This is a genomic window from Kitasatospora sp. NBC_01539, assembly GCF_045040525.1.
Classification (GTDB): domain Bacteria; phylum Actinomycetota; class Actinomycetes; order Streptomycetales; family Streptomycetaceae; genus Kitasatospora.
In genome coordinates, this window is record NZ_CP109390.1 from 5,740,946 (window position 1) to 5,765,080 (window position 24,135).

A 24,135-nucleotide genomic window follows, 5' to 3' on the forward strand; every position below is an offset into this window, starting at 1 on the left:
CGGCGAGGGGCCCGGCGGGTTCTCCCGCGCCGGGCCCCTCGCCGTACCCGCCGCCGGGTCAGGCGGCCTGCCGCCGGCCGCGGACCAGTCCGGTCACGGCCAGCACCGCGGCCAGACCGGCGGTGAACCACAGCTGCACCCGGTTGTCCTCGTCGAGCAGCATCAGCCCGAGCACCGCCAGGATGCCCGCCAGCGCGACCCACGTCAGGTACGGGAAGCCCCACATCCGCACGGTCAGCTGCTCCGGCGCCTCGCGCTCCAGCCGGCGGCGCATCCGCAGCTGCGCGACCGCGATGAACGCCCACACGACCAGCACCGCGGCGCCGACCGTGTTGAGCAGCCAGGTGAAGACGGTGTCCGGCCACCGGTAGCTGAGGAGCACGGCGAGGAAGCCGAAGGCCGAGGAGGCCAGCACGGCCCGGCGGGGCACCCCGCCGTGCGTCCGCGCCAGCGCCTTCGGGCCCTGGCCGCGCTGCACCAGCGAGTACGCCATCCGCGAGGAGCCGTAGATGTTGGCGTTCATCGCGGACAGCAGGGCGATCAGCACGACGACGTTCATCACCTGGCCGGCGCCCGGGATGCCCAGCGTGTCCAGCACCGCGACGTACGGGCCGGGCTCGCGCACGGAAGGGTCGTCCCACGGCACCAGGGTGACGATGACCGCCATCGAGCCGACGTAGAACAGCGCGATCCGCCACATCGCGGTGCGCACCGCGACGGCGACGCTGCGCCGGGGATCCTTCGACTCGGCGGCCGCGATGGTGACGGTCTCCAGGCCGCCGTACGCGAAGACGGACGCGAGCAGGCCGGTGACCAGGCCGGTCGTGCCGTTCGGCAGGAAGCCGCCGTGGCCGGTGAGGTGCGCCGTGCCGGGGCTGTCGCTGCCGGGCAGCAGGCCCAGCACGGCCAGCACGCCGATCACCAGGAACGCGGCGATCGCGGTGACCTTCACCGCGGCGAACCAGAACTCGAACTCGCCGAAGTTCTTCACCGCGGCGAGGTTGCTGCCGCAGAAGAAGGCCATGAAGACGGCCACCCACACCCAGAGCGGCACCCCGGGGAACCAGCCCTGCATCACCTTCGAGGCGCCGATCGCCTCGGCGGCGACGCCCACGCACAGGAGCGTCCAGAACATCCAGCCGACGGTGAGCCCGGCCCACGGGCCGATCTCGCGCTCCGCGTGCACGGAGAAGGAACCGCTGGCGGGTTGGGCCGCCGACATCTCGCCGAGCATCCGCATGACCAGCATGACGAGCACCCCGGAGAGCGCGAAGGCCAGCACGATCGACGGTCCGGCGGCCGCGATGCCGGCGCCGGAGCCGACGAAGAGGCCGGCGCCGATGACGCCGCCGAGCGCGATCATGGACAGATGGCGCGGCTTGAGGCCCGGTGCCAGCCGGCCTTCGTCGGCGGGCGCTCCGGCCGGCCGCTCCAGGGTGGGCGTGGGGGAGGGGGTCGTCATCAGGCGTGTCCCGTGGTCGTCGGATTCCGGAGAGAGTCGTCCACTATTCGGCATGGGCGATGGACACGCCAAGGCGATCCGGCCCGGGCTCGAAATCCGGACACGTCCGTCACGCGCGGTGCCTACACCCTCACCCGTGCACCCGTCGATGTGGGCTTCGTCGCAGGCCGGACCCCACAACACCCGCCCCTGACGCTTTGTCGCATGCGGAGACCGCCCCGCCCGGTGACGCGGCGTAGGTTCACGAGTGATCACCCGACCGCGCCACGCCGCCGTGCGCGCCGAGCCCGAAGCGGAGCCCCCGATGGCCACTGCCACGCCGATCACCGGCACCCCCGTCCTCGCCGACCTGCTGCCCCGCGCCACCACCCGCCTCGGCGGCCAGGCCCGCGAACTCGCCCTCGTCGCCGGCGGCGCCGCCCTCACCGGCCTCGCAGCCCAGCTCTCCGTGCCCGTCCCCGGATCGCCCGTCCCGGTCACCGGCCAGACCTTCGCCGCCCTGCTCGTCGGCACCGCCCTCGGCACCCGCCGCGGCGCCGCCTCGCTCGGCCTCTACCTCCTGGCCGGCATGGCGGGCCTGCCCTGGTTCGCCGAGGGCACCTCCGGCTGGTCCGCCCCCAGCCTCGGCTACGTCATCGGCTTCGTCCTCGCCGCCGCCCTCACCGGCGCCCTCGCCCGCCGCGGCGCCGACCGCAGCCCGCTGCGCACCGCCGGCGCCATGGTGCTGGGCACCCTCGCCATCTACGCCGTCGGCGTCCCCTACCTGGCCGCCTCGCTGGACGTGTCGCCGGCCACGGCAGCCCACCTCGGCCTCTACCCGTACCTGGTCGGCGACGCCCTCAAGGCCCTGCTCGCCATGGGCGCCCTGCCCCTGGCCTGGAAGCTCGCGGGCCGCCGCTGACCCATCGTCGGCCCGCCGCGCCGACCGCCTCCGGCCCCCTCCCGCGGGCCCGTGCACGCGCATGCCACACTCATGGTCATGCGCGTGTACCTGGGCTCCGACCATGCCGGATACGAACTGAAGAACCACCTCGTCGAGTGGCTGAAGGGAGCAGGCCACGAGCCGGTCGACTGCGGCCCGCACATCTACGACGCCGAGGACGACTACCCGCCGTTCTGCCTCCGCGCCGCCGAGCGCACCGCCGCCGACCCGGAGGCGCTGGGCGTCGTCATCGGCGGCTCCGGCAACGGTGAGGCGATCGCCGCCAACAAGGTCAAGGGCGTCCGTGCCGCGCTCGCCTGGAGCGAGCAGACCGCCGCTCTCGGCCGCGAGCACAACAACGCCAACGTCATCTCGGTCGGCGGCCGGATGCACACCACCGACGAGGCCACCAAGTTCGTCGAGATCTTCCTCAACACCCCTTACAGCGGCGAGACCCGGCACACCCGCCGGATCGACATGCTGAGCGAGTACGAGACCACCGGCGAGCTCCCGCCGATCCCGGCCCACCACCCCCAGGGCTGATCCCTCCGACCCGTTGCCGCACGGCCCGCAGAGGGCCGTGCGGCAGCAACGACCGCGCACCACCGCCGGACCGCGTCCGGACGGCCGTGAGCACTCCGGCCGCGCCCCCTCTCCCTCACCCGGCACCCGGCCGTGCCGCCCTTCCCCGCCGCCCCGGCCCGGCCCGCCCGGCGCGCAGCGCCCCGCGCACGCCCCGGGACGCTCCACGGGAGCCCACGGCGCACCCGGCCGAAACCCGCCCCGCCCGGTGCGACCGCGCACCCCACCCCGGCAGGGGCGTCGACGCCGGACCGCACCGGTGGATAAGGTCGGGCCCCATGGCTGGCAGCACGCAGGGCGCGACGCCCGGGAGCACTGCGACGGGCCCCACCGCGAACGCGGCCGGGGATCCCGTGACGGCCCGGCTGCGGGCGAGGCTCCGCCGGGCCCGCCGCACCCTGCGCAGGACCGGCGTGGACTACTTCCGCGGCGCCGCCCCCGACTGGCTCGCCTTCGCCCTCTTCCTCGCCGCCGTCCCGCTGCTGGTCGTCCTCAACATCTGGATCCCGGCCTGGGTGCCGCCCACCGCCCTGGTGCTCCCGGTGCTCGCCGGCTCCCTGCTGCTGCGCCCCGCCACCCTCGTCCTGCTCTACGCGGCCGCCGCACTCGGACTCTCCGCCGAATCGCTCGTCCACACCGGCGAGCGGATCGCCAGCGACAACCCCGACGCCTACGTCTACGGCGTCACCCCCGGCGCCGCCCTGGTGGTCGGCGCGGTCGGGGTGGCCGGCCTGCTGCTCGCCCAGTTCCGCAGCCGCGTCGGCGTGCCCTGGCGCGGCGGCGGCACCATGCTGTTCGACCTCCGCGAGCGGCTGCGCGTCCAGAGCCAGGTGCCACAGCTCCCCGACGGCTGGTCCGCCGACATGGCGCTGCGCCCGGCCGGCGGCCAGTCGTTCTCCGGCGACTTCGTCGTCGCCACCCGCACCGGCCCCGGCGGCCGGGTGCTGGAGGTCGTGCTCGCCGACGTCTCCGGCAAGGGGATGGACGCCGGCTCCCGCGCCCTGCTCCTCTCCGGCGCGTTCGGCGGCCTCCTCGGATCGCTGCCCGCCCACGACTTCCTGCCCGCCGCCAACGGCTACCTGCTGCGCCAGGACTGGGCGGAGGGCTTCGCGACCGCCGTCCACCTCGTGCTCGACCTCGACACCGGGCAGTACGAACTCCTGTCGGCGGGACACCTGCCGGGCATGCAGCGCCTCGGCGGTGCGGGGCGCTGGGACGTCAAGGAGTCGCAGGAGGGGCCGCTCCTCGGCATCTACGACGGTGCGAAGTTCGAGGCGGTGCGCGGCCAGCTCGACCGCGGCGACCTCCTGATGCTCTGCACCGACGGCATGGTCGAGATCCCCGGGCGGGACCTCTCCGAGGGCATGGACCGGCTGATGGGCGAGGCCGACCGGCTGGTGGTGAAGGGCTTCCGCGGTGCGGCCGGCCGGCTCATCGAGACGGTCGCCAAGGACGTCAACGACGACCGCGCCGTGCTGCTGGTGTGGCGGCAGTAGCGCCTGTCAACCCCTGGGAGGTGATCTTCGGCCATTCTGGCGGAGCCTCCCCCGGATGGATCACACCGCCCGGGCCTGCCCGTAGGCCGATTCGGCGTGTTCATCCGACCCCCGCGGACGGTTCGTCAGAAGGCTTCCGCTATCGTCTCGGTCGGCGGAAATTCGTCTCACATGGCAGGATCCGGGCCCCGTGCTTCCGGCAAGTCCTTTACGCAGGCAGCACGAACGACCACACTGAGTCCGGGTGGGCTGGTCGAAGCTCGGGGGATGGGGGGCGGCACGTGCGGCAGGCAACAGGCGGTCGGGTCCCGCAGGGCACCTCCATGGCGACGGGATCGGCCGACTCGTGCCAGGGACGGTCGGCGCAGGCCGCGGTCCGGCTTCGACACGGGGTTCCAGCAAGAACCCCCGCCACAGATTGAGGAAGTGAGTCCGGGTGGCCTTCTCCGTCTCCGCGTTGTTCCTGTTCGGCGTGATCGTCGTGATCTTCATCCGCAACAAGCAGCTGAAGACCAGTCACGCGATCCTCGCAGCACTCTTCGGCTTCATGGTGAGCCAGTCCACGGCGGCCAAGCCGATCCAGGACTTCCTCAGCCAGCTCGCGAAGACGATCTCCTCCGTGGCCAGCTGACCGCAGCGCCGACCCGGCCGCCGCTTCCGCGCGGCCAGGTCAGCGCCCCGGCCTCGCCTGCCGCCAGCGCGCGAGCAGGCCGCGCCGCAGCACCCCCGGGCCGCCCTGTGTCGCCCCGGGGGCCGGAGCCGAACCGGCGGGCACCGCCTGCGCCTCCTGCTCGTCGGGGACCAGCAGGACGAACAGCCGTGCCCAGCACAGGCGTTCGCCGCGCGGCCAGCCGAGGGCGCGCAGCGCGGCCGAGGCCGGGTCCGACACGGCGCCGTCGACCCGCACCTCGGCGACCTCCTCACCGGCCCGGCCGCCGAGGAACACCTTCACCCCGGTGACCCCGGTCGGCGACAGCCCCGGGCGCAGGGCGTCCGCCAGCGCGGGCAGCAGCCGGTTGTCGGCCAGCCACTCCGCCAGCCGGTCGCTCCCGAAACCGAACACCGCCGCCGGGCCCTGCACCGCGTGCCACCCGGGCAGCTCCACGGGCCGCACGTGGTCGCCGTGCTCGCCGCGGCGCTCCTGCATCTCCACCACGGCGGCCGCGGTGGTCGTCGCCCACATGCGCACGGCGCTGTCGAGCTTCTCCTCCTCCGTGCGGCCGCGCCCGGCGGTGCAGTCCCAGATCACCGGACCGTCCGCCTGCCCCAGCCGCAGGACGAAGCCCAGGTCGACGTGGCCGGCGGAGCCGTCCTCGCCCGGGTGCTCGCGGACCGCCACCGCCGTCGTGCCGGGCCCGCGCAGCACGCGGCCGTCCACCGTGAACCGCTGCCCGTACCGGGCCATCTCCCGGATCACGCTGCGCTGGACCGTCTCCAGCCTGGCCTGCGCCCGCAAGAGGGCTCCTCGCTCGAAAAGGGGTCGAACATCGCTCGCGAGCGAGGCTATCGGCCGGGCGCCCGCCCGGTGACACCGGTCCGCGGGCGCGGTTGCCCTGACGTCCGGTGAACCCGGAAAAGGGCCTCCGGGAGGCTCTCGTGACCAGGGTCACCGGGCCGTGCATGATCCGTGCCCCGCCGCGACCGGCCGGCCACGCGGGGTGCGGAATCTCCCGCGCGGACATGATCCGGATACGCACGGTCACTGCGGCGACTGCGCTACGCCCACCTCGCCCCGGCGGAGAGTGACCGCCCGGAGGGCCCCTGACGGCCCCTCGGAGGGGGCGGCTTGCCAGCGGAGCGGTCCATAGGTTTTTCTCATGGTCTGCCCGGCCACCGACCGGGCGGGCCACCGGGCGGAACGCCGAGTCCTGCCGCTGCCCGGGGTCACGCACCATCTGTGCACGGCAGGAGCGGGGGACCCAAGGTAAGTGCCGCGTCCGGTAGTTCCGGGACGGCTTGGGGTGAAGTCGCGTCATTTTCCGCGACCGGGCGATCTCCCCGCCCGAACCCGACAGCTCACCTCGTAGGCGTAGGAGAGGAACAACTCCATGTCCGTTCTGGGCACCCGTCTGTCCCGCGTCGCCGTCGCCACCGGTGTGGCCGCCGCTGCGATCGCCATCCCCGTCACCGCTGCCAGCGCCCACAGCGCCGGCACCCCGGCCGCGGCCCCCGTCGCCGCCGTTCAGGCCGCGGCCCCGGCCGCCGCTCCGGCGCAGGCCGCCTCGTACCAGGTCGTCCACGGCGACACCCTGTCCAAGATCGCCGGTGCGCAGCACGTCGACGGCGGCTGGAAGAAGCTGTACGACGACAACCGCCAGGTCATCGGCGGCAACCCGAACCTCATCCTCCCGGGCCAGAAGCTCTCCGTCTCCGGTCAGGCCGCCGCGGCCGCGCCGCAGGCCGAGACCAAGAAGGCCGACTCGGCTGCGGCCTCCCGCTCCGAGCACCGCGCCCCGGTCGCGAGCACCCCGAAGCCGGCTGCCCCGACCACCGAGGCCGCCAAGCCCGCCGCGCCCAAGACCGAGGCCGCGAAGCCCGCCGCGCCCAAGACCGAGGCCGCGAAGCCCGCCGCCCCGACCACCGAGGCCAAGGCGCCCGCCGCCGCCTCGGGTTACGTCGCGCCGGTCTCCTCCGGCCTCGGCACCCCGTACCACAAGGCCGGTTCCAACTGGTCCAGCGGCTACCACACCGGCGTCGACTTCGCGGTCAGCACCGGCACCTCGATCCACGCCATCGCGGCGGGCACCGTCGTCGAGGCCGGCTGGGGCGGCGCCTACGGCAACAACGTCGTCATCAAGCACGCCGACGGCAAGTACTCCCAGTACGCGCACTTCTCGGCGCTGAAGGTCTCGGTCGGCCAGACCGTCACCGCCGGCCAGGTCATCGGCCTCTCCGGTGCCACCGGCAACGTGACCGGCCCGCACCTGCACTTCGAGGTCCGCACCACCCCGTCGTACGGCTCGGACATCGACCCGGTGGCGTACCTCGCCGCCCACGGCGTCCGCGTCTGACGCACCCCGCGCCACCCGAAGGCCCGGCCGGAGATCCACGGATCCCCGGCCGGGCCTCGGCCTTTCCCGTCCGCCTTTCCCGTCCGCCTTTCCCGCGCCGGCTCCTCCCGCGCCGGCTCCTCCCGCGCCGGCTCCTCCGCGCGGCCTCCTCCCGCGTCGGGGCGTGCGGCGTCAACACGCCACCGACCGGCCGAACGTCCCCGGAGCCGCGTCCCCTTCCTTCTACTGTCGCAGCCACGACAAACCCCGTCGTGGAACGTGGAAGGGAACCCCTCATGACCCGAGCACTCCGCCGCGCCGCCGTTCTCCTGGCCGTCACCGGAGCCGTCTGCCTGCCGGCCGCGTCCGCGGTCGCCGACAGCGACGACTTCAACCCGACGATCGTGATCGGCAACCACAACCAGCTCGCGGGCGACGACATCTTCAACGCCGGCCAGGACAACACCGTGGGTTCCAACGACGGCGGCTCCGACTCCGCCCGCGCGGGCATGCTCGACACCGACGTGTACGCCTCCCGCGTGGTCCGTCACTACCTGGGCTGACCTCGGCCGCGGCACGGCAACGGCCCCGGGCCGGCGGTTCACCCGCCGGCCCGGGGCCGTCTCCGTCGGGCCGTCTCCGTCGGGCCGTCTCCGTCGGGCCGTCTCCGTCGGGCCGTCTCCGTCGGGCCGTCTCCGTCGGGCCGTCTCCGTCGGGCCGTGCCCGGCGGGTCCGGCCGGGTCCGGGGAGCGTCACCCGTCCCGGGGACGGGTGACGGGAACCGGCGGCAGACCGTGTGACCGCGCGTACGCCGGGGGTGCAACGGCGTCCCCGCCCGCCGGTGCGGCCTCCCGCGCGCCCCGGTGCTCCTGGGAGAAGGAGAGGAGCCGGGGCGGGACCGCGGCCGGTCCGACCTGGCGCTGGCACGGACCGGCCGCGCCGCCCTGACGGGCCCTCGAACGACGACGGCCCCAGCTCCGCGATCATGTCGCTGAGCTGGGGCCGGGACGGATGGAGCGGGCGACGAGAATCGAACTCGCGTGGCCAGTTTGGAAGACTGGGGCTCTACCATTGAGCTACGCCCGCACACGTGCGTTGACGGCACGTCGCCCCGGGGCCGGGGTCGGCCGCGAGGACGTTGGCCAGCCTACCTGGTCGGGTCGGCGAAATGCACACCGCTTTCGCCCGGGCGGGCTCCGATATTTGCGCGGAGGGGCCCCGGACCGGCGTGTACTCTTCCTCTCGGCACTACGGGGTGTGGCGCAGTTTGGTAGCGCGTCCGCTTTGGGAGCGGAAGGCCGTCGGTTCGAATCCGGCCACCCCGACAGTTTCGGCAGGGTCTCGTCAGGCGGGCGGGGCCCTGTTGCTTTCGTGGTACCGGTAGGATGGACCGCTGGCGGTGGTGCCTGTGGCGATTACACGGACCGCGACCGCCCGAGGGCGAGGAGTCACGCTCACCGTCCACCCCCCGTACGGGAGATGCAGCCCCAACCGCCCATCGCCCGTCTCGCCCGATCGGCCTTCCGGCCGACGACCTCGGGCGGAGACAACCTGACCGCAAGCCCAATAGGAGACCTAACCGTGAAGAGCGCCGTCGAGACTCTGAACCCGACCCGGGTTCGACTCACCGTCGAGGTGCCCTTCGAGGAGCTCAAGCCCAGCCTCGACGCGGCGTACAAGAAGATCAACCAGCAGGTCTCGGTCCCGGGCTTCCGCAAGGGCAAGATTCCGGCTCGTGTCATCGACCAGCGCTTCGGCCGTGCCGCCGTGCTGGAGGAGGCGGTGAACGACGCCCTGCCGCGCTTCTACACGCAGGCCGTCGACGAGATCAAGATCGACGTCCTCGGCCAGCCCGACATCACGGACATCGAGGGTGTCGAGCGGATCGCCGACGGTGGTGACCTCAAGTTCACCGCCGAGGTCGACGTCCGCCCCGAGATCACGCTGCCGGACTTCTCGGAGATCTCCGTCACCGTCGACGCCATCGAGGTGTCGGACGAGGACGTCGCCAAGTCGCTGGAGCAGCTCCGCGAGCGCTTCTCCTCCGTCAAGGACGTCGAGCGCGCCGCCGCCGAGGGCGACGTCGTAGTCGTCGACCTGGAGGCCAAGGTCGACGGTGAGGTGCCGGAGGACGGCACCGCCACCGGCGTGAGCTACGAGATCGGCTCCGGCCGCCTGCTGGACGGCATCGACGAGGCCGTCGTCGGCCTGTCGGCCGGCGAGTCCAAGACCTTCACCACCGAGCTCAAGGGTGGCACCGAGGCCGGCAAGGAGTCGGAGGTCACCGTCACCGTGACCGCCGTCCAGGAGAAGGAGCTCCCCGAGCTGGACGACGAGTTCGCCCAGCTGGCGAGCGAGTTCGACACGCTGGAGGAGCTGAAGGCCGACTCCACCAAGCGCCTGGAGCGCATGAAGGAGTTCGACCAGGCCACCCAGGCCCAGGAGAAGGTCCTCGACGAGCTGCTGACCCGGGTGGAGATGGAGTACCCGGAGAAGCTCCTCAAGGACGAGGTCGAGACCCGCAAGCACAACCTGGAGCACCACCAGCTGGAGCCGATGGGCCTGACCATCGAGGCCTACCTGGCCACCCAGGACAAGTCCGTCGAGGACTACGAGCAGGAGACCGCGGACCAGGCGAAGAAGGGCATCAAGACCCAGTTCGTCCTGGACGAGATCGTGGCCAAGCAGGAGCTCAACGTCTCCCAGGAGGAGCTGACCGAGCACCTCATCCGCCGTGCCGCCGGCTCGGGTCTCACCCCGGACCAGTTCGCGCAGCAGATCGTCCAGGGCGGTCAGGTTCCGCTGCTGGTCGGCGAGGTCGCCCGTGGCAAGGCGCTGGCGCTGGTCGTCGAGGCCGCCAAGGTGACCGACAGCAACGGTGAGGCCGTCTCCTTCGAGGACGACGAGGACGAGACCGAGGCGTCCGACGCCGTCGAGACCGTCGAGGTCGCGGACGAGGCCTGATCCTCCCCGCGCCGATCCCGCCGATCGGCCTCCAGTGGCCCGGACACCGCACGGTGTCCGGGCCGCTGCCGTATTCCCGCGTGCACCCTGCGCTCACAGCGAACAGTTCTGCGTGGGGGATTCTGCGGCCCGGCCTGCGCGTTAGGGTCGATGGACAGCGACACACACGCAGATCGACTGAGCAGGTGGCTAAGTGACGTTCCCGCAGATGCAGATGGATGGCCTGACGGCGCCCCGCGCCGCCGCCGGTGACGTGCTCGGCGGCCTGGGCGACCAGGTCTACAACCGGCTGCTCAACGAGCGCATCATCTTCCTCGGCCAGCAGGTCGACGACGACATCGCCAACAAGATCACCGCGCAGCTCCTCCTCCTGGCCGCAGACCCGGAGAAGGACATCTTCCTGTACATCAACTCGCCGGGCGGCTCCATCACGGCCGGCATGGCGATCTACGACACCATGCAGTACATCAAGAACGACGTGGTCACCATCGCGATGGGCATGGCGGCCTCCATGGGCCAGTTCCTGCTGACCGCGGGTGCCAAGGGCAAGCGCTTCTCGCTGCCCAACGCCAACATCCTGATGCACCAGCCCTCGGCCGGCCTCGGCGGCTCGGCCTCCGACATCCGGATCCAGGCGGAGCAGCTGCTCCGCACCAAGAAGCGGATGTCCGAGCTGATCGCGCACCACAGCGGTCAGACCTTCGATCGGGTCACCGCGGACTCGGACCGCGACCGGTGGTTCACCCCGGAGGAGGCCAAGGCGTACGGCCTCATCGACGAGATCATGCACAGTGCCGCGGACGTCCCGGGCGGCGGCGGCACCGGCGGCGGAGCGTCCTGACCGCTCCCGGCACAGACCCCCAGACCGTACGCTTCGGAGGACCCAACACCCCATGAACACTCCATACACGCCGCGCGGCGAGTTCCAGGGCGCCCGTGCCGAGGGCCGCTACATCGTCCCGCGCTTCGTCGAGCGCACCTCGCAGGGCATCCGCGAGTACGACCCGTACGCCAAGCTGTTCGAGGAGCGCATCATCTTCCTCGGCTCGCAGGTGGACGACGTCTCGGCCAACGACATCATGGCGCAGCTGCTGTGCCTGGAGTCGATGGACCCGGACCGCGAGATCCAGATGTACATCAACTCGCCCGGCGGCTCGTTCACGGCGCTGACCGCCATCTACGACACCATGCAGTACGTCAAGCCCGACATCACCACCGTCTGCATGGGCCAGGCGGCGTCCGCCGCCGCGGTGCTGCTGGCGGCCGGTACGCCGGGCAAGCGCATGGCGCTCCCGAACGCCCGCATCCTGATCCACCAGCCGTACACCGAGACGGGCCGCGGTCAGGTGTCCGACCTGGAGATCCAGGCCAAGGAGATCTTCCGGATGCGCGAGCAGCTGGAGGAGATGCTGGCCAAGCACTCCAACAAGCCGGTCGAGACCGTCCGTGAGGACATCGAGCGCGACAAGATCCTCACGGCCGAGGAGGCCCTGGAGTACGGGCTGATCGACCAGATCATCTCCACGCGCAAGTCGTCGCTCACGGCCTGAGCACGGAGCAGTCGGGGGCGGGGTGGTACAACGGTGCACACGGCACCGTGACGTACGCCCCGCCCCGATCCGTTCCGGTCGGGGTGGTCGGACGGGCACAATGCAGTAGACGGGCCCATGCCCGGGAGACGGCTTCTGTTCGGTATCAATTCGCCCAGGGCGTAGGGCAGAGCTGCCGAAGTCGGCGGAATTGCCGCCGCGGCAGAGTACCGTCGGATAGCGAGACCGACCGCCGATGGCGCAGCCGGTCCACAGCACCAGGCCCCGGACCGCTGCGGGGCCCCTGGCGAAGGGGAAGCACCTCGTGGCACGCATCGGAGACGGTGGCGACCTGCTCAAGTGCTCGTTCTGCGGCAAGTCGCAGAAGCAGGTGAAGAAACTGATCGCCGGGCCTGGCGTGTACATCTGCGACGAGTGCATCGACCTGTGCAACGAGATCATCGAGGAGGAGCTCGCCGAGTCCTCGGAGGTCCGTTTCGAGGAGCTGCCGAAGCCCCGCGAGATCTACGAGTTCCTCGACCAGTACGTGGTGGGCCAGGACCTGGCGAAGAAGGCGCTGTCCGTCGCCGTCTACAACCACTACAAGCGCGTGCAGGCCGGCGAGAGCAGCCGCACCGGCGCGGGTCGCGAGGACGCGATCGAGCTCGCCAAGTCGAACATCCTGCTGCTCGGCCCGACCGGCTCCGGCAAGACGCTGCTCGCGCAGACGCTGGCCCGGATGCTGAACGTGCCCTTCGCGATCGCGGACGCCACCGCGCTGACCGAGGCCGGCTACGTCGGCGAGGACGTCGAGAACATCCTGCTCAAGCTGATCCAGGCGGCGGACTACGACGTCAAGAAGGCCGAGACCGGGATCATCTACATCGACGAGATCGACAAGGTCGCCCGCAAGAGCGAGAACCCGTCGATCACGCGTGACGTCTCCGGCGAGGGCGTGCAGCAGGCGCTGCTGAAGATCCTGGAGGGCACCACCGCCTCGGTGCCGCCGCAGGGCGGCCGCAAGCACCCGCACCAGGAGTTCATCCAGATCGACACCACCAACGTGCTGTTCATCGTGGGCGGTGCGTTCGCGGGTCTGGAGCGGATCATCGAGGGCCGCGCGGGTGCCAAGGGCATCGGCTTCGGTGCGACGATCCGCTCGAAGCGCGAGTCCGACTCCAGCGACCACTTCCGGCAGGTCATGCCGGAGGACCTGGTGAAGTTCGGCATGATCCCCGAGTTCATCGGCCGTCTGCCCGTGATCACCAGCGTGCACAACCTCGACCGCGAGGCGCTGCTGCAGATCCTGACCGAGCCGAAGAACGCCCTGGTCAAGCAGTACCGCAAGCTGTTCGAGCTGGACGGTGTCGAGCTGGAGTTCACGCGGGACGCCCTGGAGGCCATCGCCGACCAGGCGATCCTGCGCGGCACCGGTGCCCGTGGCCTGCGCGCCATCATGGAGGAGGTGCTGATGTCCGTGATGTACGAGGTGCCGTCGCGTCAGGACGTCGCCCGCGTGGTCGTGACCGGGGACGTCGTCTCCAAGCACGCGATCCCGACCCTCGTCCCGCGGGACATGATCAAGCGGGAGCGGCGCGAGAAGAGCGCCTGACCGTCGCCCGACCTGTAGACGGCGAAGGCCCCCGCGGACCGGATGGTCCGCGGGGGCCTTCGCCGTACGTGCGGGGCTACTTGGGGACTTCGGCGATCCTGCGCATCTCCAGCGCGGCGGCCGCGGCCTCGTCGAGGTCGACCTCACCGTCCGGGTCGACCTCGCCGGTGAGCATCGCGACGAACGTCGAGCCGTCGGCCCAGGTGCAGAGGCTGTCGTCCTCGGCCGGGGCGTGCATGATCTCGCAGGTGAGCCGTCCGCCGAGCGGGCCCGGGTCGAAGTCCCGGCGGTCGCTGAACGTCGTGCCCTGGCTGCGGGCGCCTTCCTCGAAGTTGACGTAGAAGTCGTCGATCTGGCTGCGGGGGGAGAGCACGGTGCCGTAGCCGCCGAAGACCGCGACGACCTTCTGCCGATCGGTGTACACCGTGCTGACCGGCGTCGGCGACCAGGCGTTCTCGCCCTTGCCGAGGGAGTCCTCCAGGCCTGATTCGAGCTTCTGCGCGAGGGGGTTGGAGTCGTCCCGCGGGAGCCCCTGGAACGACGAGGGCAGCGCGATGGTGTACTTCGACGTCGTCGAGGTCACGCCGTAGACGAAGTACCCCAGCAGTCCGGCGCCGACGAGGATCGCGCCGCCCACGCAGCCCAGCAGGATCCAGAGCCCGCGCCGCGACTTCTGCGGCGGCGGCACGACCCCGCCGCCCCACGGCTGTTGCTGAGGGACGCCGAAACCCGCGGCCGGGGCGCCGTAGGGCGGTGCCGGCTGCTGCGGATATCCGTACGCCGGAGGCTGGGGCGGGCCGAACGCGGGAGGCGGGGCCCCGTACGGCTGGGGCTGCGGGGGTGGGGCACCGTACGGGTTCTGCTCGGACACCGGACGTCCTTTCGACGAGGGGATCGAGGAGCCTGGCTGCCTGCGGCGGCTGCCGGCGGGCTCACTTCTTGACGAGGACGGCCTCGCGGATCGAGGCGGTCTTCTCGGCGGCCTCGGCGGGCGTGAGCGGCTTGCCGGTCGGGATCAGGTCGCCGAAGACCACCTCGGCGGCGGTCGAGCGGTCGGCCCAGAAGCAGACGGTGGTGCCCCCGGCGGCGGCCTTGGTGGCGGACGAGCTGATGACGCCGCACTTGAGCTTCGCGCCGGAGCTGTTCGTCCGGCCCACGGGGTACTCGGTCGGCTTGCGGAGCCAGCTGGACGTGATGGTGGTGGTGCCGATCTTCTTGGGCGTGACGATCTCGGCCTCCAGCGCGGCCATCACGAGGGACGGGCTCGCGACCGATCCGTAGCAGCCGACGACCTGCAGCATGCTGGTCTGCTGCTTGGTGTAACTGCCCGCGACGGCGGTGCCGTTGCTGCAGGCCGGCGGCTTGCCGTCGGGGCCGGGCGTGGCCGGTACGGCGGTGGCCTGCTGCTGCCCGTAGCCGTCGAGCAGGGTCGCGGGCAGGTCGAGCTTGTAGGCGGCGTTCGTGGTGCCACCCCCGCCGCCGGTGGTGCCCCCGGTGCTGCCGGTGCCGCCGGTGCTCCCCGCGGTGGTGCCGGTGCCGGTGCCGGTGTCGTCCCCGCTCGACAGGCCCCAGACCGCGAGTCCGCCGCCGACCAGCACGACGGCGCCGATCACCAGCGCGATCACCAGACCGCTGCTGCTCCTGCGCGGCGCGGGCGGCGGGTAGCCGCCGGGCGCGCCGTACGGCTGCTGCTGCGGCACCGGCGCCTGCGGGTAGCCGGGCGGGCCGCCGTAGGGGGCGGCGGGCTGCTGCTGCGGGTAGCCGTACCCGGGCTGCTGCTGCGGGGCGCCGTACGCCGGGGGCTGCTGGGGCGCGTTGTACGGTGGTGCGGGCTGCTGCTGCGGGTAGCCGTACCCGGGCTGCTGCTGCGGGGCGCCGTACGGGGGCTGCCCGTACGGTGGCTGCTGGGGCGGCTGTTGCGGCTGTTGCGGTTTGTCCTGCGGGTACTGCTGACCCTGGCCGTACATGGAAGACCCGTCCCCCCGCCACGGTGTCACCGCGGCCTGCCGTCGTGCGCTTCTCGTCCGTGTCCGTACGGTCACCCGTACGAGTATCCGGGCACGCTACCGCACGGTCGTCCGCACCGGGCCGGGCGGTCCGCGGCCTATCGGTTCGTAACGAGGCCCCCCTCGTACGTAAACTGTGCGTCGTGACCGACACGACGAACCAGCGCCCCGAGAAGTCCTACCCCGGGGACGACGCAGCCACCCTCCCGACGACCTACGCCCCGGCGGAGGTAGAGGGCGCGCTGTACGAGCGCTGGGTGGAACGCGGTTACTTCACCGCGGACGCGAAGAGCGACAAGCCCGCGTACACGATCGTCATCCCGCCGCCGAACGTCACCGGTGCCCTGCACCTGGGTCACGCCTTCCAGCACACGCTGATGGACGCCCTGACGCGCCGCAAGCGCATGCTCGGCTTCGAGGCGCTGTGGCTGCCCGGCATGGACCACGCCGGCATCGCCACCCAGAACAAGGTGGAGCAGCAGCTCGCCGAGTCCGGCCTCTCCCGGCACGACCTGGGCCGCGAGGCCTTCGTCGAGAAGGTCTGGGAGTGGAAGGAGAGCTACGGCGGGAAGATCCTCGGGCAGATGCGCCGCCTCGGCGACGGCGTCGACTGGTCGCGCGAGCGCTTCACCATGGACGAGGGCCTGTCGCAGGCCGTCCAGACCATCTTCAAGAAGCTGTTCGACGACGGCCTGATCTACCGCGCCGAGCGCATCATCAACTGGTGTCCGCGCTGCCTCACCGCGCTCTCCGACATCGAGGTCGAGCACAAGGAGCGTCCCGGCGAGCTGGTCTCGATCCGCTACGGCGACGGCGACGACTCGATCGTGGTCGCCACCACCCGCGCCGAGACGATGCTCGGCGACACCGCCGTCGCGGTCCACCCCGAGGACGAGCGGTACCGGCACCTGGTCGGCCGCACCATCAAGCTGCCGCTGACGGACCGGGAGATCCCGGTCGTCGCGGACGAGCACGTCGATCCGGAGTTCGGCACCGGCGCCGTCAAGGTGACGCCCGCGCACGACCCGAACGACTTCGCCATCGGCCAGCGCCACGGCCTGCCCAACCTGACCGTGATGGACGAGCACGGCGCGATCACCGTGCACGGCCCCTTCCTCGGCCTGGACCGCTTCGAGGCCCGCTCGGCCGTCGTCGGCGCGCTGCGCGAGCAGGGCCGGATCGTCGCCGAGAAGCGCCCGTACGAGCACGCCGTGGGCCACTGCTCGCGTTGCCACACGGTCGTCGAGCCGCGGCTCTCCCTGCAGTGGTGGGTCAAGGTCGAGCCGCTGGCCAAGGAGGCCGGCGACGCCGTCCGCGACGGCCGGGTGCAGATCCACCCGAAGGCGCTGGAGGGCCGCTACTTCGACTGGGTCGACAACATGTACGACTGGTGCATCTCGCGCCAGCTCTGGTGGGGCCACCGGATCCCGGTCTGGTACGGCCCCGAGGGCCAGGTCGTCTGCGTCGGCCCGAACGAGGAGCCGCCGACCGGCGAGGGCTGGCACCAGGACCCGGACGTCCTCGACACCTGGTTCTCCAGCGGTCTGTGGCCGTTCTCCACGCTCGGCTGGCCCGAGCGGACCACAGACCTGGAGAAGTTCTACTCCACCGACGTGCTGCTGACCGGCCACGACATCATCTTCTTCTGGGTCGCCCGGATGATGATGTTCGGCCTGTACGCGATGGACGGGCAGGTGCCGTTCAAGACGATCGCGCTGACCGGCCTGGTCCGTGACGAGTTCGGCAAGAAGATGTCGAAGTCGTCCGGCACGGCCGTCGACCCGCTGGACTGGATGGACGCTTACGGCGCCGACGCCGTCCGCTTCACCCTGGCCCGCGGCGCCAACCCCGGTGCGGACGTGCCGATCGGCGAGGACTGGGTCAAGGGCTCCCGGAACTTCTGCAACAAGATCTGGAACGCCACCCGGTTCGCCCTGATGAACGGCGCCACCGTCGAGGGCCCGCTGCCGCCCGCGGAGGAGCTCACCGCGGTCGACCGCTGGATCCTGTCGCGTCTGGACGCGACCGTGGCCGAGGTCGACGCGCTGTACGAGGACTACGAGTTCGCGAAGGTCTCGGACGCGCTCTACCACTTCGCGTGGGACGAGGTCTTCGACTGGTACGTCGAGCTCTCCAAGACCACCCTGGCGAAGGGCGGCGCGCAGGCCGACGCCTCGCGCCGGGTGCTCGGCGAGGTCCTCGACGTCACGCTGCGGCTGCTGCACCCGATCGTGCCGTTCGTCACCGACACCCTGTGGACGACGCTGACCGGCGCCGAGTCGCTGGTGGTCACCGCCTGGCCGACGGCGGACGGCTCCCGCCGCGACGCCGCCGCCGAGGCCGAGATCGCCACCCTCCAGCAGGTGGTGACCGAGGTGCGCCGGTTCCGCTCCGACCAGGGCCTGCAGCCCGCGCAGAAGGTGCCGGCCCGGCTCGACCTCGCGGGCACCGTGCTCGCCGTCCACGAGGACGCGATCCGCTCGCTGCTGCGGCTGACCGTCCCGGCGGAGGACTTCTCGGCCACCGCCTCGCTGCCGGTCGCCGGTGCCACCGTCGCACTGGACCTCTCCGGCACCATCGACGTGGCCGCGGAGCGCAAGCGCCTGCAGAAGGACCTCACGGCCGCCGAGAAGGAGAAGGCGCAGACCACGGCCAAGCTCGGCAACGAGGCCTTCCTCGCGAAGGCGCCGGACGAGGTCGTCGCCAAGATCCGCACCCGCCAGGAGGCCGCCGGGGCCGACATCGCGCGGATCACCGCCCAGCTGGCGGGCCTGCCGCAGGCCTGACCCGCCGTACGACGGACGCACCGACGCCCGGCCGGGAGACCCGGCCGGGCGTCGGCGTGCCGGGTGGCGGTCCCGGGTCCCACCGCGGGCGCAGGCCCTGCCGCGGCGCGGACCGGTACCTGGTGCGGAGTCGCCGGAAATCGCGTATTCGGCGCAGTCGGACGTGTTCTTGATAGACCGTTCGGCGGTATTTCCCCGTGCGCGTCCGAGGTGCACCCGGTGAAACACCGTGATCGATGTCCGGTGAATTCCATCCGTTTCTGCCTGCGCGCGTTCACCTGGTGTTCCGAGGTGGGATGTGTACGGTGGGCAGACGTCGCCATTCGGGTGCGCGACTGACGGGAGGACACGTCATGCCGGCAACCAGGGAGTTGGCCGACGAACTGCCCCTGCGCGAGGTCGAGGCGGCCAAAGCCCGGGCAGCGGCACTTCTGCTGGCATTCCGGCACGGCAACCAGCTGTCCTTCGACGACCAGCTGGACCGGCTCCTCGCCGAGAACGTCGAACGCGAGGTCGCCACCCTGCTGGTCTGGATCGCCGCCGAGGCCGTGCGCAAGGCGTACGCCCCCGAGGCCGCCGACCGGGTGCTGCGCGGGCTCGCCCGGCGGGTGCCGGCCGACACCTCCGGCGTGCTGCTCGACGAGGACGCGGCCGACCCGGCCCGCCTGATCGAGGCGGTGGACGCGGGCGACGTCCCCACGGTCCGCGCCCTGATCGCCGCCACGCCCGACACCACGTACCTGGTGGGCGGGCTGCTGCAGGCCGTCGCGATGATGCTGCCGCTGCTCCCGGAGGGCGAGGGCGCGGAGATCGCCGCCGAGTTGCGGCGCCGGCACGGCGGCCGCCGGGTGCACGTGCCCGTGGCCCGCCACGCCTGACGGAGCCGGGGGAGGCGCGCGGCGCGGCGCGTTCGGCGCCGGGTTGTGGCATGCACGCTACTAGGCAGAGTGTCAGCAAGCGTCCTACCGTCGGGTAGCGCAGCACAGCGCAGCACCGCAGCCGCAACTCGACCGAGGAGCCGGTATGCAACGACGCCCCCGTGCACCCAGGTTCGCCGCCGCCACCCTCGCGGCAGCCCTGATCGCCGCCTTCGCCCCCACCGCCTCGCCGCCCGCCGCAGCCGCCCCCGTCCCCGCCACGGCCGCGGCCGTGGCCGGAGACCTCTGCGCCGGCCGGTGCCTCGACATCCTGCCGCCCGGCGAGAACGGCAACGCCACGCTCTCCGAGATCCTGCTCCACAAGGTCTTCGGCAGCCGCCCCGCCCACACCGACGACCAGCTCGGCCCCTACGCCGCCCTCGCCGGCGCCTACCCGCAACTGACCGAGGCCGGGTTGAGGAGTTTCTTCAACGACGCCTCCTTCGGTGTCCCCGCCGACCAGGTCGCCTCCACCACCCGCCCGCGGGCCGACGTCGCCATCGTCCGCGACAAGGCCACCGGCGTCCCCCACATCACCGGCACCACCCGGTACGGCACCGAGTTCGGCGCAGGCTACGCCGCCGCCCAGGACCGGCTCTGGGTCATGGACCTCTTCCGGCACGTCGGCCGCGGCAAGCTCTCCGGCTTCGCCGGCGGCGCCGCCGCCAACCGCCAGCTGGAGCAGAGCTTCTGGCAGGCCGCCCCCTACACCGAGGCCGAACTCCAGCAGCAGATCGACGCCATCGCCGGCCAGGGCGACCGCGCCCGGCAGGCCCTCGCCGACGCCGGCGCCTACCTCGACGGCATCAACCAGTACATCCGCGAGGCCTACAGCGGCCGCTGGTTCCCCGGCGAGTACGACCTCACCGGCCACATCGACGCCATCACCAACGCCGGCACCATCGACCCGTTCGAACTCACCGACCTCGTCGCCCTCGCCTCCGTCGTCGGCGCCCTCTTCGGCTCCGGCGGCGGCGGCGAACTCGCCTCCGCCCAGGTCAAACTCGCCGCCGAGGCACGCTACGGCCAGGCCGAGGGCGACCGCGTCTGGTCGTCCCTGCGCGAGTCCGACGACCCGGAGGCCGTGCTCACCCTCCACGACGGGCAGCGCTTCCCGTACGCGCAGCCGCCGCAGGACCCGCAGGGCACCGCCCTGCCGGACGCGGGGTCGGTCGTCCCCGAACCCCTCGTCCGCGACGCCACCGGCACCGGCGGCCAGACCGTCACCGCCGCACCCGGCCTGCTGCCCGGCAACCTCCTCACCGCCAAGCACGGCATGTCGAACGCCCTCCTGGTCTCCGGCAGCCACACCGACGACGGCCACCCCGTCGCCGTCTTCGGCCCGCAGACCGGCTACTTCGCCCCCCAGCTGCTCATGCTGGAGGAGATCCAGGGCCCCGGCATCAGCGCCCGCGGCGCCGCGTTCGCCGGCCTCAGCTTCTACGTGCAGCTCGGACGCGGCCAGGACTACGCGTGGAGCGCCACCTCCGCCGGCCAGGACATCACCGACACGTACGCCGTGCCGCTCTGCACCACCGACGGCAGCCCCGCCACCACCGCCGCCGACCACTACCTCTGGCACGGGCAGTGCCTCCCGCTGGAGCGCCTCGAACAGAAGAACACCTGGAAGCCCACCACCGCCGACCCCACCGGCGCCGGCTCCTACACGCTGGTGATGAACCGCACGAAGTACGGCCTCGTCACCGCCCGCGGCACCGTCGGCGGACAACCCGTCGCCTTCACCTCGCTGCGCTCCACCTACCGGCACGAGGCCGACTCCATCATCGGCTTCCAGATGCTCAACGACCCCGGAGCGGTGCACGACGCCGCGAGCTTCCAGCAGGCCGCGCAGAGCATCAACTACACGTTCAACTGGTTCTACGCCGACTCCCGGGACATCGCGTACTACAACTCCGGCACCAACCCGGTGCGCGCCCCCGGCGTCGACCCCGGCCTGCCCACCCGCGGCGAACCCGCCTACGAGTGGCTGGACTTCGACCCCGTCGCGAACACCGCCCGCTACACCCCGCCCGCCGGGCACCCGCAGTCCGTCAACCAGGACTACTACATCTCCTGGAACAACAGGCAGGCCGCCGGCTTCGCCGCCGCGGGCTTCGGCAACGGCTCCGTGCACCGCGGCAACCTCCTCGACGACCGCGTCAGGGCGCTCCTCGCCGGCGGCGGCCGGGCGAGCCGGGTCTCGCTCACCCAGGCCATGGAGAGCGCGGCCCTCGCCGACCTGCGCGCCGAGGACGTGCTGCCCGAACTCCTCCGGGTGATCCGCTCCGCACCCGTCACCGACCCCGCCCTCGCCACCGCCGTCCAGCGGCTGGAGACCTGGCGGGCCGCCGGGTCGCCGCGCCGCGAGACCTCCCCCGGCAGCCACCGCTACGCCGACGCGGACGCCGTCCGCACCCTCGACGCCTGGTGGCCGCTGCTCGCCGACGCCGTCCTGCGGCCCGGCCTCGGCGACCCGCTCTTCACCGCACTCACCGGCGCCCTCCAGATCAACGAGTCGCCCTCCGGCGGGCAGACCGGCCCCTCCGGCGGCCCGGTCAGCGCCAACGAGTCCATCCCGCACAAGGGCTCCGCCTTCCAGTACGGCTGGTGGAGCTACCTCGACAAGGACCTGCGCGGTGTCCTCGGCGACCCGGTCGCGGGCCCGCTCGCCCGGCCGTACTGCGGCGGGGGAGACCTCGCGGCCTGCCGGGGCGTGCTCCTCGACAGCCTGGGGAGGGCCGCCGCACAGACCGCCGCCCAGGTCTACCCCGGCGACGCGGACTGCGCCGCCGGCGACCAGTGGTGCGCCGACACGATCGTCCAGCGCCCGCTCGGCGGCGTCACCGACGCGAAGACCACCTGGCAGAACCGGCCCACCTACCAGCAGGTCGTGCAGTTCCCCTCGCACCGCTGACCCCGCGCTCCGGCGCCGGCGCCCCGCCCGGGGTGCCCGCGCCGGAGCAGGGCGCCGCGCTCCGTAGACTGACCCTGTGAGCGACAAGGCCGAGCAGAACCCGTACACCTCCCGCCCCTCCGACGCGGCGGCCGCCGGCCCGGAGGCCGAGCTGCGCGCCGTCGAGACCGAGCTCTCCGGCCGCTGGCCCGAGAACAAGCTGGAGCCCTCGCTCGACCGGATCAGCGCCCTGATGGACATCCTCGGCCAGCCGCAGCGCTCGTACCCGTCGATCCACATCACCGGCACCAACGGCAAGACCTCCACCGCCCGCATGGTCGAGCAGCTGCTCGGCACCTTCGAGCTGCGCACCGGCCGGTACACCAGCCCGCACGTGGAGTCCGTCACCGAGCGGATCAGCCTGGACGGCGTGCCGATCAGCCCCGAGCGCTTCGTCGAGACCTACCGCGACATCGAGCCGTACGTGCGGATGGTCGACGAGCGGCAGCCCGTCGCGATGTCGTTCTTCGAGGTGCTGACCGGCATGGCGTACGCGGCCTTCGCCGACGCCCCGGTGGACGTCGCCGTCGTCGAGGTCGGCATGGGCGGCTCCTGGGACGCCACCAACGTCATCGACGGGACGGTCGCCGTCATCACCCCGATCGGCCTCGACCACACGGACAAGCTCGGCTCGACGCCGGGCGAGATCGCGGTGGAGAAGTCCGGCATCGTCAAGCCCGGCGCCGTCGCCGTCGTCGCCCAGCAGCCGGTCGACGCCGCGCAGACCATCCTCGGACGCGCCGTCGAGGTCGACGCGACCGTCGCCCGCGAGGGCATGGAGTTCGGCGTGATCCGCCGCGAGGTCGCGATCGGCGGCCAGCTCGTCACCCTGCGCGGCCTCGGCGGCGCGGAGTACGAGGACGTCTTCCTCCCGCTGCACGGCGCCCACCAGGCCCACAACGCCGTCCTGGCGCTGGCCGCGGTCGAGGCGTTCTTCGGCGTCGGCGCGGGCGGCGGCGGACAGCTCGACGTCGACAAGGTGCGCCAGGCGTTCTCCGGCGTCTCCTCGCCGGGCCGGCTGGAGGTCGTCCGCCGCGGCCCGACCGTCATCCTGGACGCCGCGCACAACCCGCACGGCGCCGAGGCGGTGGTCGCCGCGATCGGCGAGGCCTTCGCCTTCACCAAGCTCGTCGGCGTGATCGCCACGAGCGGCGACAAGGACGTGGCCGGGCTGCTGGAGGTCTTCGAGCCGGTCCTCGCCGAGGTCGTCATCACCCAGAACTCCACCCACCGCGCGATGGCGGTCGACGACCTGGCCTCGATCGCCGTGGAGATCTTCGGCGAGGACCGCGTGCGGGTCGAGCGCCGTCTCGACGACGCCATCGAGGCGGCCGTCACCCTCGCGGAGGAGGAGGACCTCGGCGGCGCCGGCGTCCTCGTCACCGGCTCGGTCATCACGGTGGGCGAGGCACGCCTGCTGTTCGGAAGGAAGTAGTGCCCCGATGCGGATCCTGTGCTCCTCGACGCTGATCGGCGAGGCCCTGCTCATCCTGTTCGCCGGCCTGGTGGCGATGCAGGTGTCCGACGTGTCCACCGGCACCATCTGGACGGTCAGCGGAATCGCCATGCTGCTCTGCGTGCTGCTCTGCGGGGTCATCGAGCGCCCGGGCGCCGTGACCGTCGGCTGGGCGCTGCAGATCGGACTGATCGCCAGCGGCCTCGTCCTCCCGACGATGTACGGCCTCGGCGCGGTCTTCGCCGCCCTCTGGTGGTGCTCGGTGCGGTACGGCCGCCGGATCGACGAGATCAAGGCCGCCAGGGCCGCCGCCGCCGCCGCACCCTCCGCGGGCACTCCCGCCGCGGCGCCCGCAGCCACCGCCTGACCCCCGCTGAGCGGCCCGTTCCTCCCGACGGCCCGCGCACGCAGGGTAGTGTCTGACGTGGCGTATACACCACGTCGAAGCCGATCCTCTGGA

The 24,135-nt window shown here is 72.2% G+C and carries 19 protein-coding genes, 2 tRNA genes and 1 riboswitch; of the genes, 16 read left to right on the forward strand and 5 right to left on the reverse strand.

Going from position 1 to position 24,135, the window contains the following annotated elements; all coding sequences use genetic code 11:
• Nucleotides 1–58: 58 nt before the first annotated feature.
• Nucleotides 59–1,462 (reverse strand): amino acid permease, encoded by a 1,404-nt coding sequence (locus OG335_RS24830; protein ID WP_405013319.1) that lies wholly within the window; start codon nt 1,460–1,462, stop codon nt 59–61.
• A gap of 304 nt (nt 1,463–1,766) precedes the next feature.
• Between OG335_RS24830 and OG335_RS24835 the strand changes: the two genes are divergently transcribed.
• From OG335_RS24835 to OG335_RS24850, 4 genes are all read left to right on the forward strand, one after another.
• Complete coding sequence (locus tag OG335_RS24835) at nt 1,767–2,363, forward strand: biotin transporter BioY (protein ID WP_405013320.1); 597 nt, start codon at nt 1,767–1,769, stop codon at nt 2,361–2,363.
• A 78-nt stretch (nt 2,364–2,441) separates the two neighbouring features.
• A complete protein-coding gene (locus OG335_RS24840; protein WP_405013321.1) occupies nt 2,442–2,927 on the forward strand; it encodes a ribose-5-phosphate isomerase in 486 nt (161 codons plus the stop codon).
• A 317-nt stretch (nt 2,928–3,244) separates the two neighbouring features.
• The gene (locus OG335_RS24845; RefSeq protein WP_405013322.1) at nt 3,245–4,462 is read left to right on the forward strand and encodes a PP2C family protein-serine/threonine phosphatase; all 1,218 of its coding nucleotides are present in this window, start codon (nt 3,245–3,247) and stop codon (nt 4,460–4,462) included.
• Between the two features lie 472 nt (nt 4,463–4,934).
• Nucleotides 4,935–5,093 (forward strand): hypothetical protein, encoded by a 159-nt coding sequence (locus OG335_RS24850; RefSeq protein ID WP_405013323.1) that lies wholly within the window; start codon nt 4,935–4,937, stop codon nt 5,091–5,093.
• Between the two features lie 39 nt (nt 5,094–5,132).
• On the opposite strand, the gene OG335_RS24855 is transcribed toward OG335_RS24850, so the two are convergent.
• Nucleotides 5,133–5,918, reverse strand: a complete 786-nt coding sequence (locus OG335_RS24855) for a DUF6348 family protein (protein WP_405013324.1) — start codon at nt 5,916–5,918, stop codon at nt 5,133–5,135.
• Nucleotides 5,919–6,311: 393 nt separating this feature from the next.
• Nucleotides 6,312–6,505, forward strand: a riboswitch (cyclic di-AMP (ydaO/yuaA leader).
• A 5-nt stretch (nt 6,506–6,510) separates the two neighbouring features.
• Between OG335_RS24855 and OG335_RS24860 the strand changes: the two genes are divergently transcribed.
• Both OG335_RS24860 and OG335_RS24865 read left to right on the forward strand, forming a co-directional pair.
• A complete protein-coding gene (locus OG335_RS24860; protein WP_405013325.1) occupies nt 6,511–7,473 on the forward strand; it encodes a peptidoglycan DD-metalloendopeptidase family protein in 963 nt (320 codons plus the stop codon).
• 275 nt (nt 7,474–7,748) lie between these two features.
• Nucleotides 7,749–8,015, forward strand: a complete 267-nt coding sequence (locus tag OG335_RS24865) for a hypothetical protein (protein WP_405013326.1) — start codon at nt 7,749–7,751, stop codon at nt 8,013–8,015.
• 449 nt (nt 8,016–8,464) lie between these two features.
• Here OG335_RS24865 and OG335_RS24870 read toward each other — a convergent pair.
• Nucleotides 8,465–8,538: transfer RNA gene (locus OG335_RS24870), tRNA-Gly, on the reverse strand.
• 165 nt (nt 8,539–8,703) lie between these two features.
• Here OG335_RS24870 and OG335_RS24875 point away from each other — a divergent pair.
• The 5 genes from OG335_RS24875 (at nt 8,704) to clpX (ending at nt 13,557) form a co-directional block, all read left to right on the forward strand.
• Nucleotides 8,704–8,777, forward strand: a tRNA-Pro gene (locus tag OG335_RS24875).
• A 256-nt stretch (nt 8,778–9,033) separates the two neighbouring features.
• A complete protein-coding gene (gene tig, locus OG335_RS24880; protein ID WP_405013327.1) occupies nt 9,034–10,416 on the forward strand; it encodes a trigger factor in 1,383 nt (460 codons plus the stop codon).
• Nucleotides 10,417–10,630: 214 nt separating this feature from the next.
• A complete protein-coding gene (locus tag OG335_RS24885; protein WP_405015517.1) occupies nt 10,631–11,257 on the forward strand; it encodes an ATP-dependent Clp protease proteolytic subunit in 627 nt (208 codons plus the stop codon).
• 52 nt (nt 11,258–11,309) lie between these two features.
• Entirely contained in the window at nt 11,310–11,966 is a 657-nt protein-coding gene (locus OG335_RS24890) for an ATP-dependent Clp protease proteolytic subunit (RefSeq protein ID WP_405013328.1), read from the forward strand.
• Between the two features lie 304 nt (nt 11,967–12,270).
• Nucleotides 12,271–13,557, forward strand: a complete 1,287-nt coding sequence (gene clpX, locus OG335_RS24895; RefSeq protein ID WP_405013329.1) for an ATP-dependent Clp protease ATP-binding subunit ClpX — start codon at nt 12,271–12,273, stop codon at nt 13,555–13,557.
• Between the two features lie 76 nt (nt 13,558–13,633).
• Here the strand turns inward: clpX and OG335_RS24900 are convergent, their stop codons facing one another.
• The gene (locus tag OG335_RS24900) at nt 13,634–14,428 is read right to left on the reverse strand and encodes a hypothetical protein (protein WP_405013330.1); all 795 of its coding nucleotides are present in this window, start codon (nt 14,426–14,428) and stop codon (nt 13,634–13,636) included.
• 61 nt (nt 14,429–14,489) lie between these two features.
• Complete coding sequence (locus tag OG335_RS24905) at nt 14,490–15,524, reverse strand: hypothetical protein (protein ID WP_405013331.1); 1,035 nt, start codon at nt 15,522–15,524, stop codon at nt 14,490–14,492.
• A gap of 182 nt (nt 15,525–15,706) precedes the next feature.
• Here OG335_RS24905 and OG335_RS24910 point away from each other — a divergent pair, with 182 nt between their 5' ends.
• The 5 genes from OG335_RS24910 (at nt 15,707) to OG335_RS24930 (ending at nt 24,042) form a co-directional block, all read left to right on the forward strand.
• Nucleotides 15,707–18,349 (forward strand): valine--tRNA ligase, encoded by a 2,643-nt coding sequence (locus tag OG335_RS24910; RefSeq protein ID WP_405013332.1) that lies wholly within the window; start codon nt 15,707–15,709, stop codon nt 18,347–18,349.
• Between the two features lie 353 nt (nt 18,350–18,702).
• On the forward strand, nt 18,703–19,227 hold the full coding sequence (locus OG335_RS24915; protein ID WP_405013333.1) for a hypothetical protein: 525 nt from the start codon (nt 18,703–18,705) through the stop codon (nt 19,225–19,227).
• 145 nt (nt 19,228–19,372) lie between these two features.
• A complete protein-coding gene (locus OG335_RS24920) occupies nt 19,373–22,180 on the forward strand; it encodes a penicillin acylase family protein (RefSeq protein ID WP_405013334.1) in 2,808 nt (935 codons plus the stop codon).
• 76 nt (nt 22,181–22,256) lie between these two features.
• A complete protein-coding gene (locus OG335_RS24925; RefSeq protein ID WP_405013335.1) occupies nt 22,257–23,654 on the forward strand; it encodes a bifunctional folylpolyglutamate synthase/dihydrofolate synthase in 1,398 nt (465 codons plus the stop codon).
• A gap of 7 nt (nt 23,655–23,661) precedes the next feature.
• The gene (locus OG335_RS24930) at nt 23,662–24,042 is read left to right on the forward strand and encodes a DUF4233 domain-containing protein (RefSeq protein ID WP_405013336.1); all 381 of its coding nucleotides are present in this window, start codon (nt 23,662–23,664) and stop codon (nt 24,040–24,042) included.
• Nucleotides 24,043–24,135 lie beyond the last annotated feature (93 nt).

What these genes read in the sequence shown, in the direction of transcription:
- OG335_RS24830 (WP_405013319.1), bottom strand. Translation starts at nt 1,462, where the DNA reads ATGACGACCCCCTCCCCCACGCCCACCCTGGAGCGGCCGGCCGGAGCG.
- OG335_RS24930 (WP_405013336.1), top strand. Translation starts at nt 23,662, where the DNA reads ATGCGGATCCTGTGCTCCTCGACGCTGATCGGCGAGGCCCTGCTCATC.
- OG335_RS24885 (WP_405015517.1), top strand. Translation starts at nt 10,631, where the DNA reads ATGGATGGCCTGACGGCGCCCCGCGCCGCCGCCGGTGACGTGCTCGGC.
- OG335_RS24860 (WP_405013325.1), top strand. Translation starts at nt 6,511, where the DNA reads ATGTCCGTTCTGGGCACCCGTCTGTCCCGCGTCGCCGTCGCCACCGGT.
- OG335_RS24915 (WP_405013333.1), top strand. Translation starts at nt 18,703, where the DNA reads ATGCCGGCAACCAGGGAGTTGGCCGACGAACTGCCCCTGCGCGAGGTC.
- OG335_RS24840 (WP_405013321.1), top strand. Translation starts at nt 2,442, where the DNA reads ATGCGCGTGTACCTGGGCTCCGACCATGCCGGATACGAACTGAAGAAC.
- OG335_RS24920 (WP_405013334.1), top strand. Translation starts at nt 19,373, where the DNA reads ATGCAACGACGCCCCCGTGCACCCAGGTTCGCCGCCGCCACCCTCGCG.
- OG335_RS24890 (WP_405013328.1), top strand. Translation starts at nt 11,310, where the DNA reads ATGAACACTCCATACACGCCGCGCGGCGAGTTCCAGGGCGCCCGTGCC.
- OG335_RS24835 (WP_405013320.1), top strand. Translation starts at nt 1,767, where the DNA reads ATGGCCACTGCCACGCCGATCACCGGCACCCCCGTCCTCGCCGACCTG.
- OG335_RS24905 (WP_405013331.1), bottom strand. Translation starts at nt 15,524, where the DNA reads ATGTACGGCCAGGGTCAGCAGTACCCGCAGGACAAACCGCAACAGCCG.
- OG335_RS24865 (WP_405013326.1), top strand. Translation starts at nt 7,749, where the DNA reads ATGACCCGAGCACTCCGCCGCGCCGCCGTTCTCCTGGCCGTCACCGGA.
- OG335_RS24845 (WP_405013322.1), top strand. Translation starts at nt 3,245, where the DNA reads ATGGCTGGCAGCACGCAGGGCGCGACGCCCGGGAGCACTGCGACGGGC.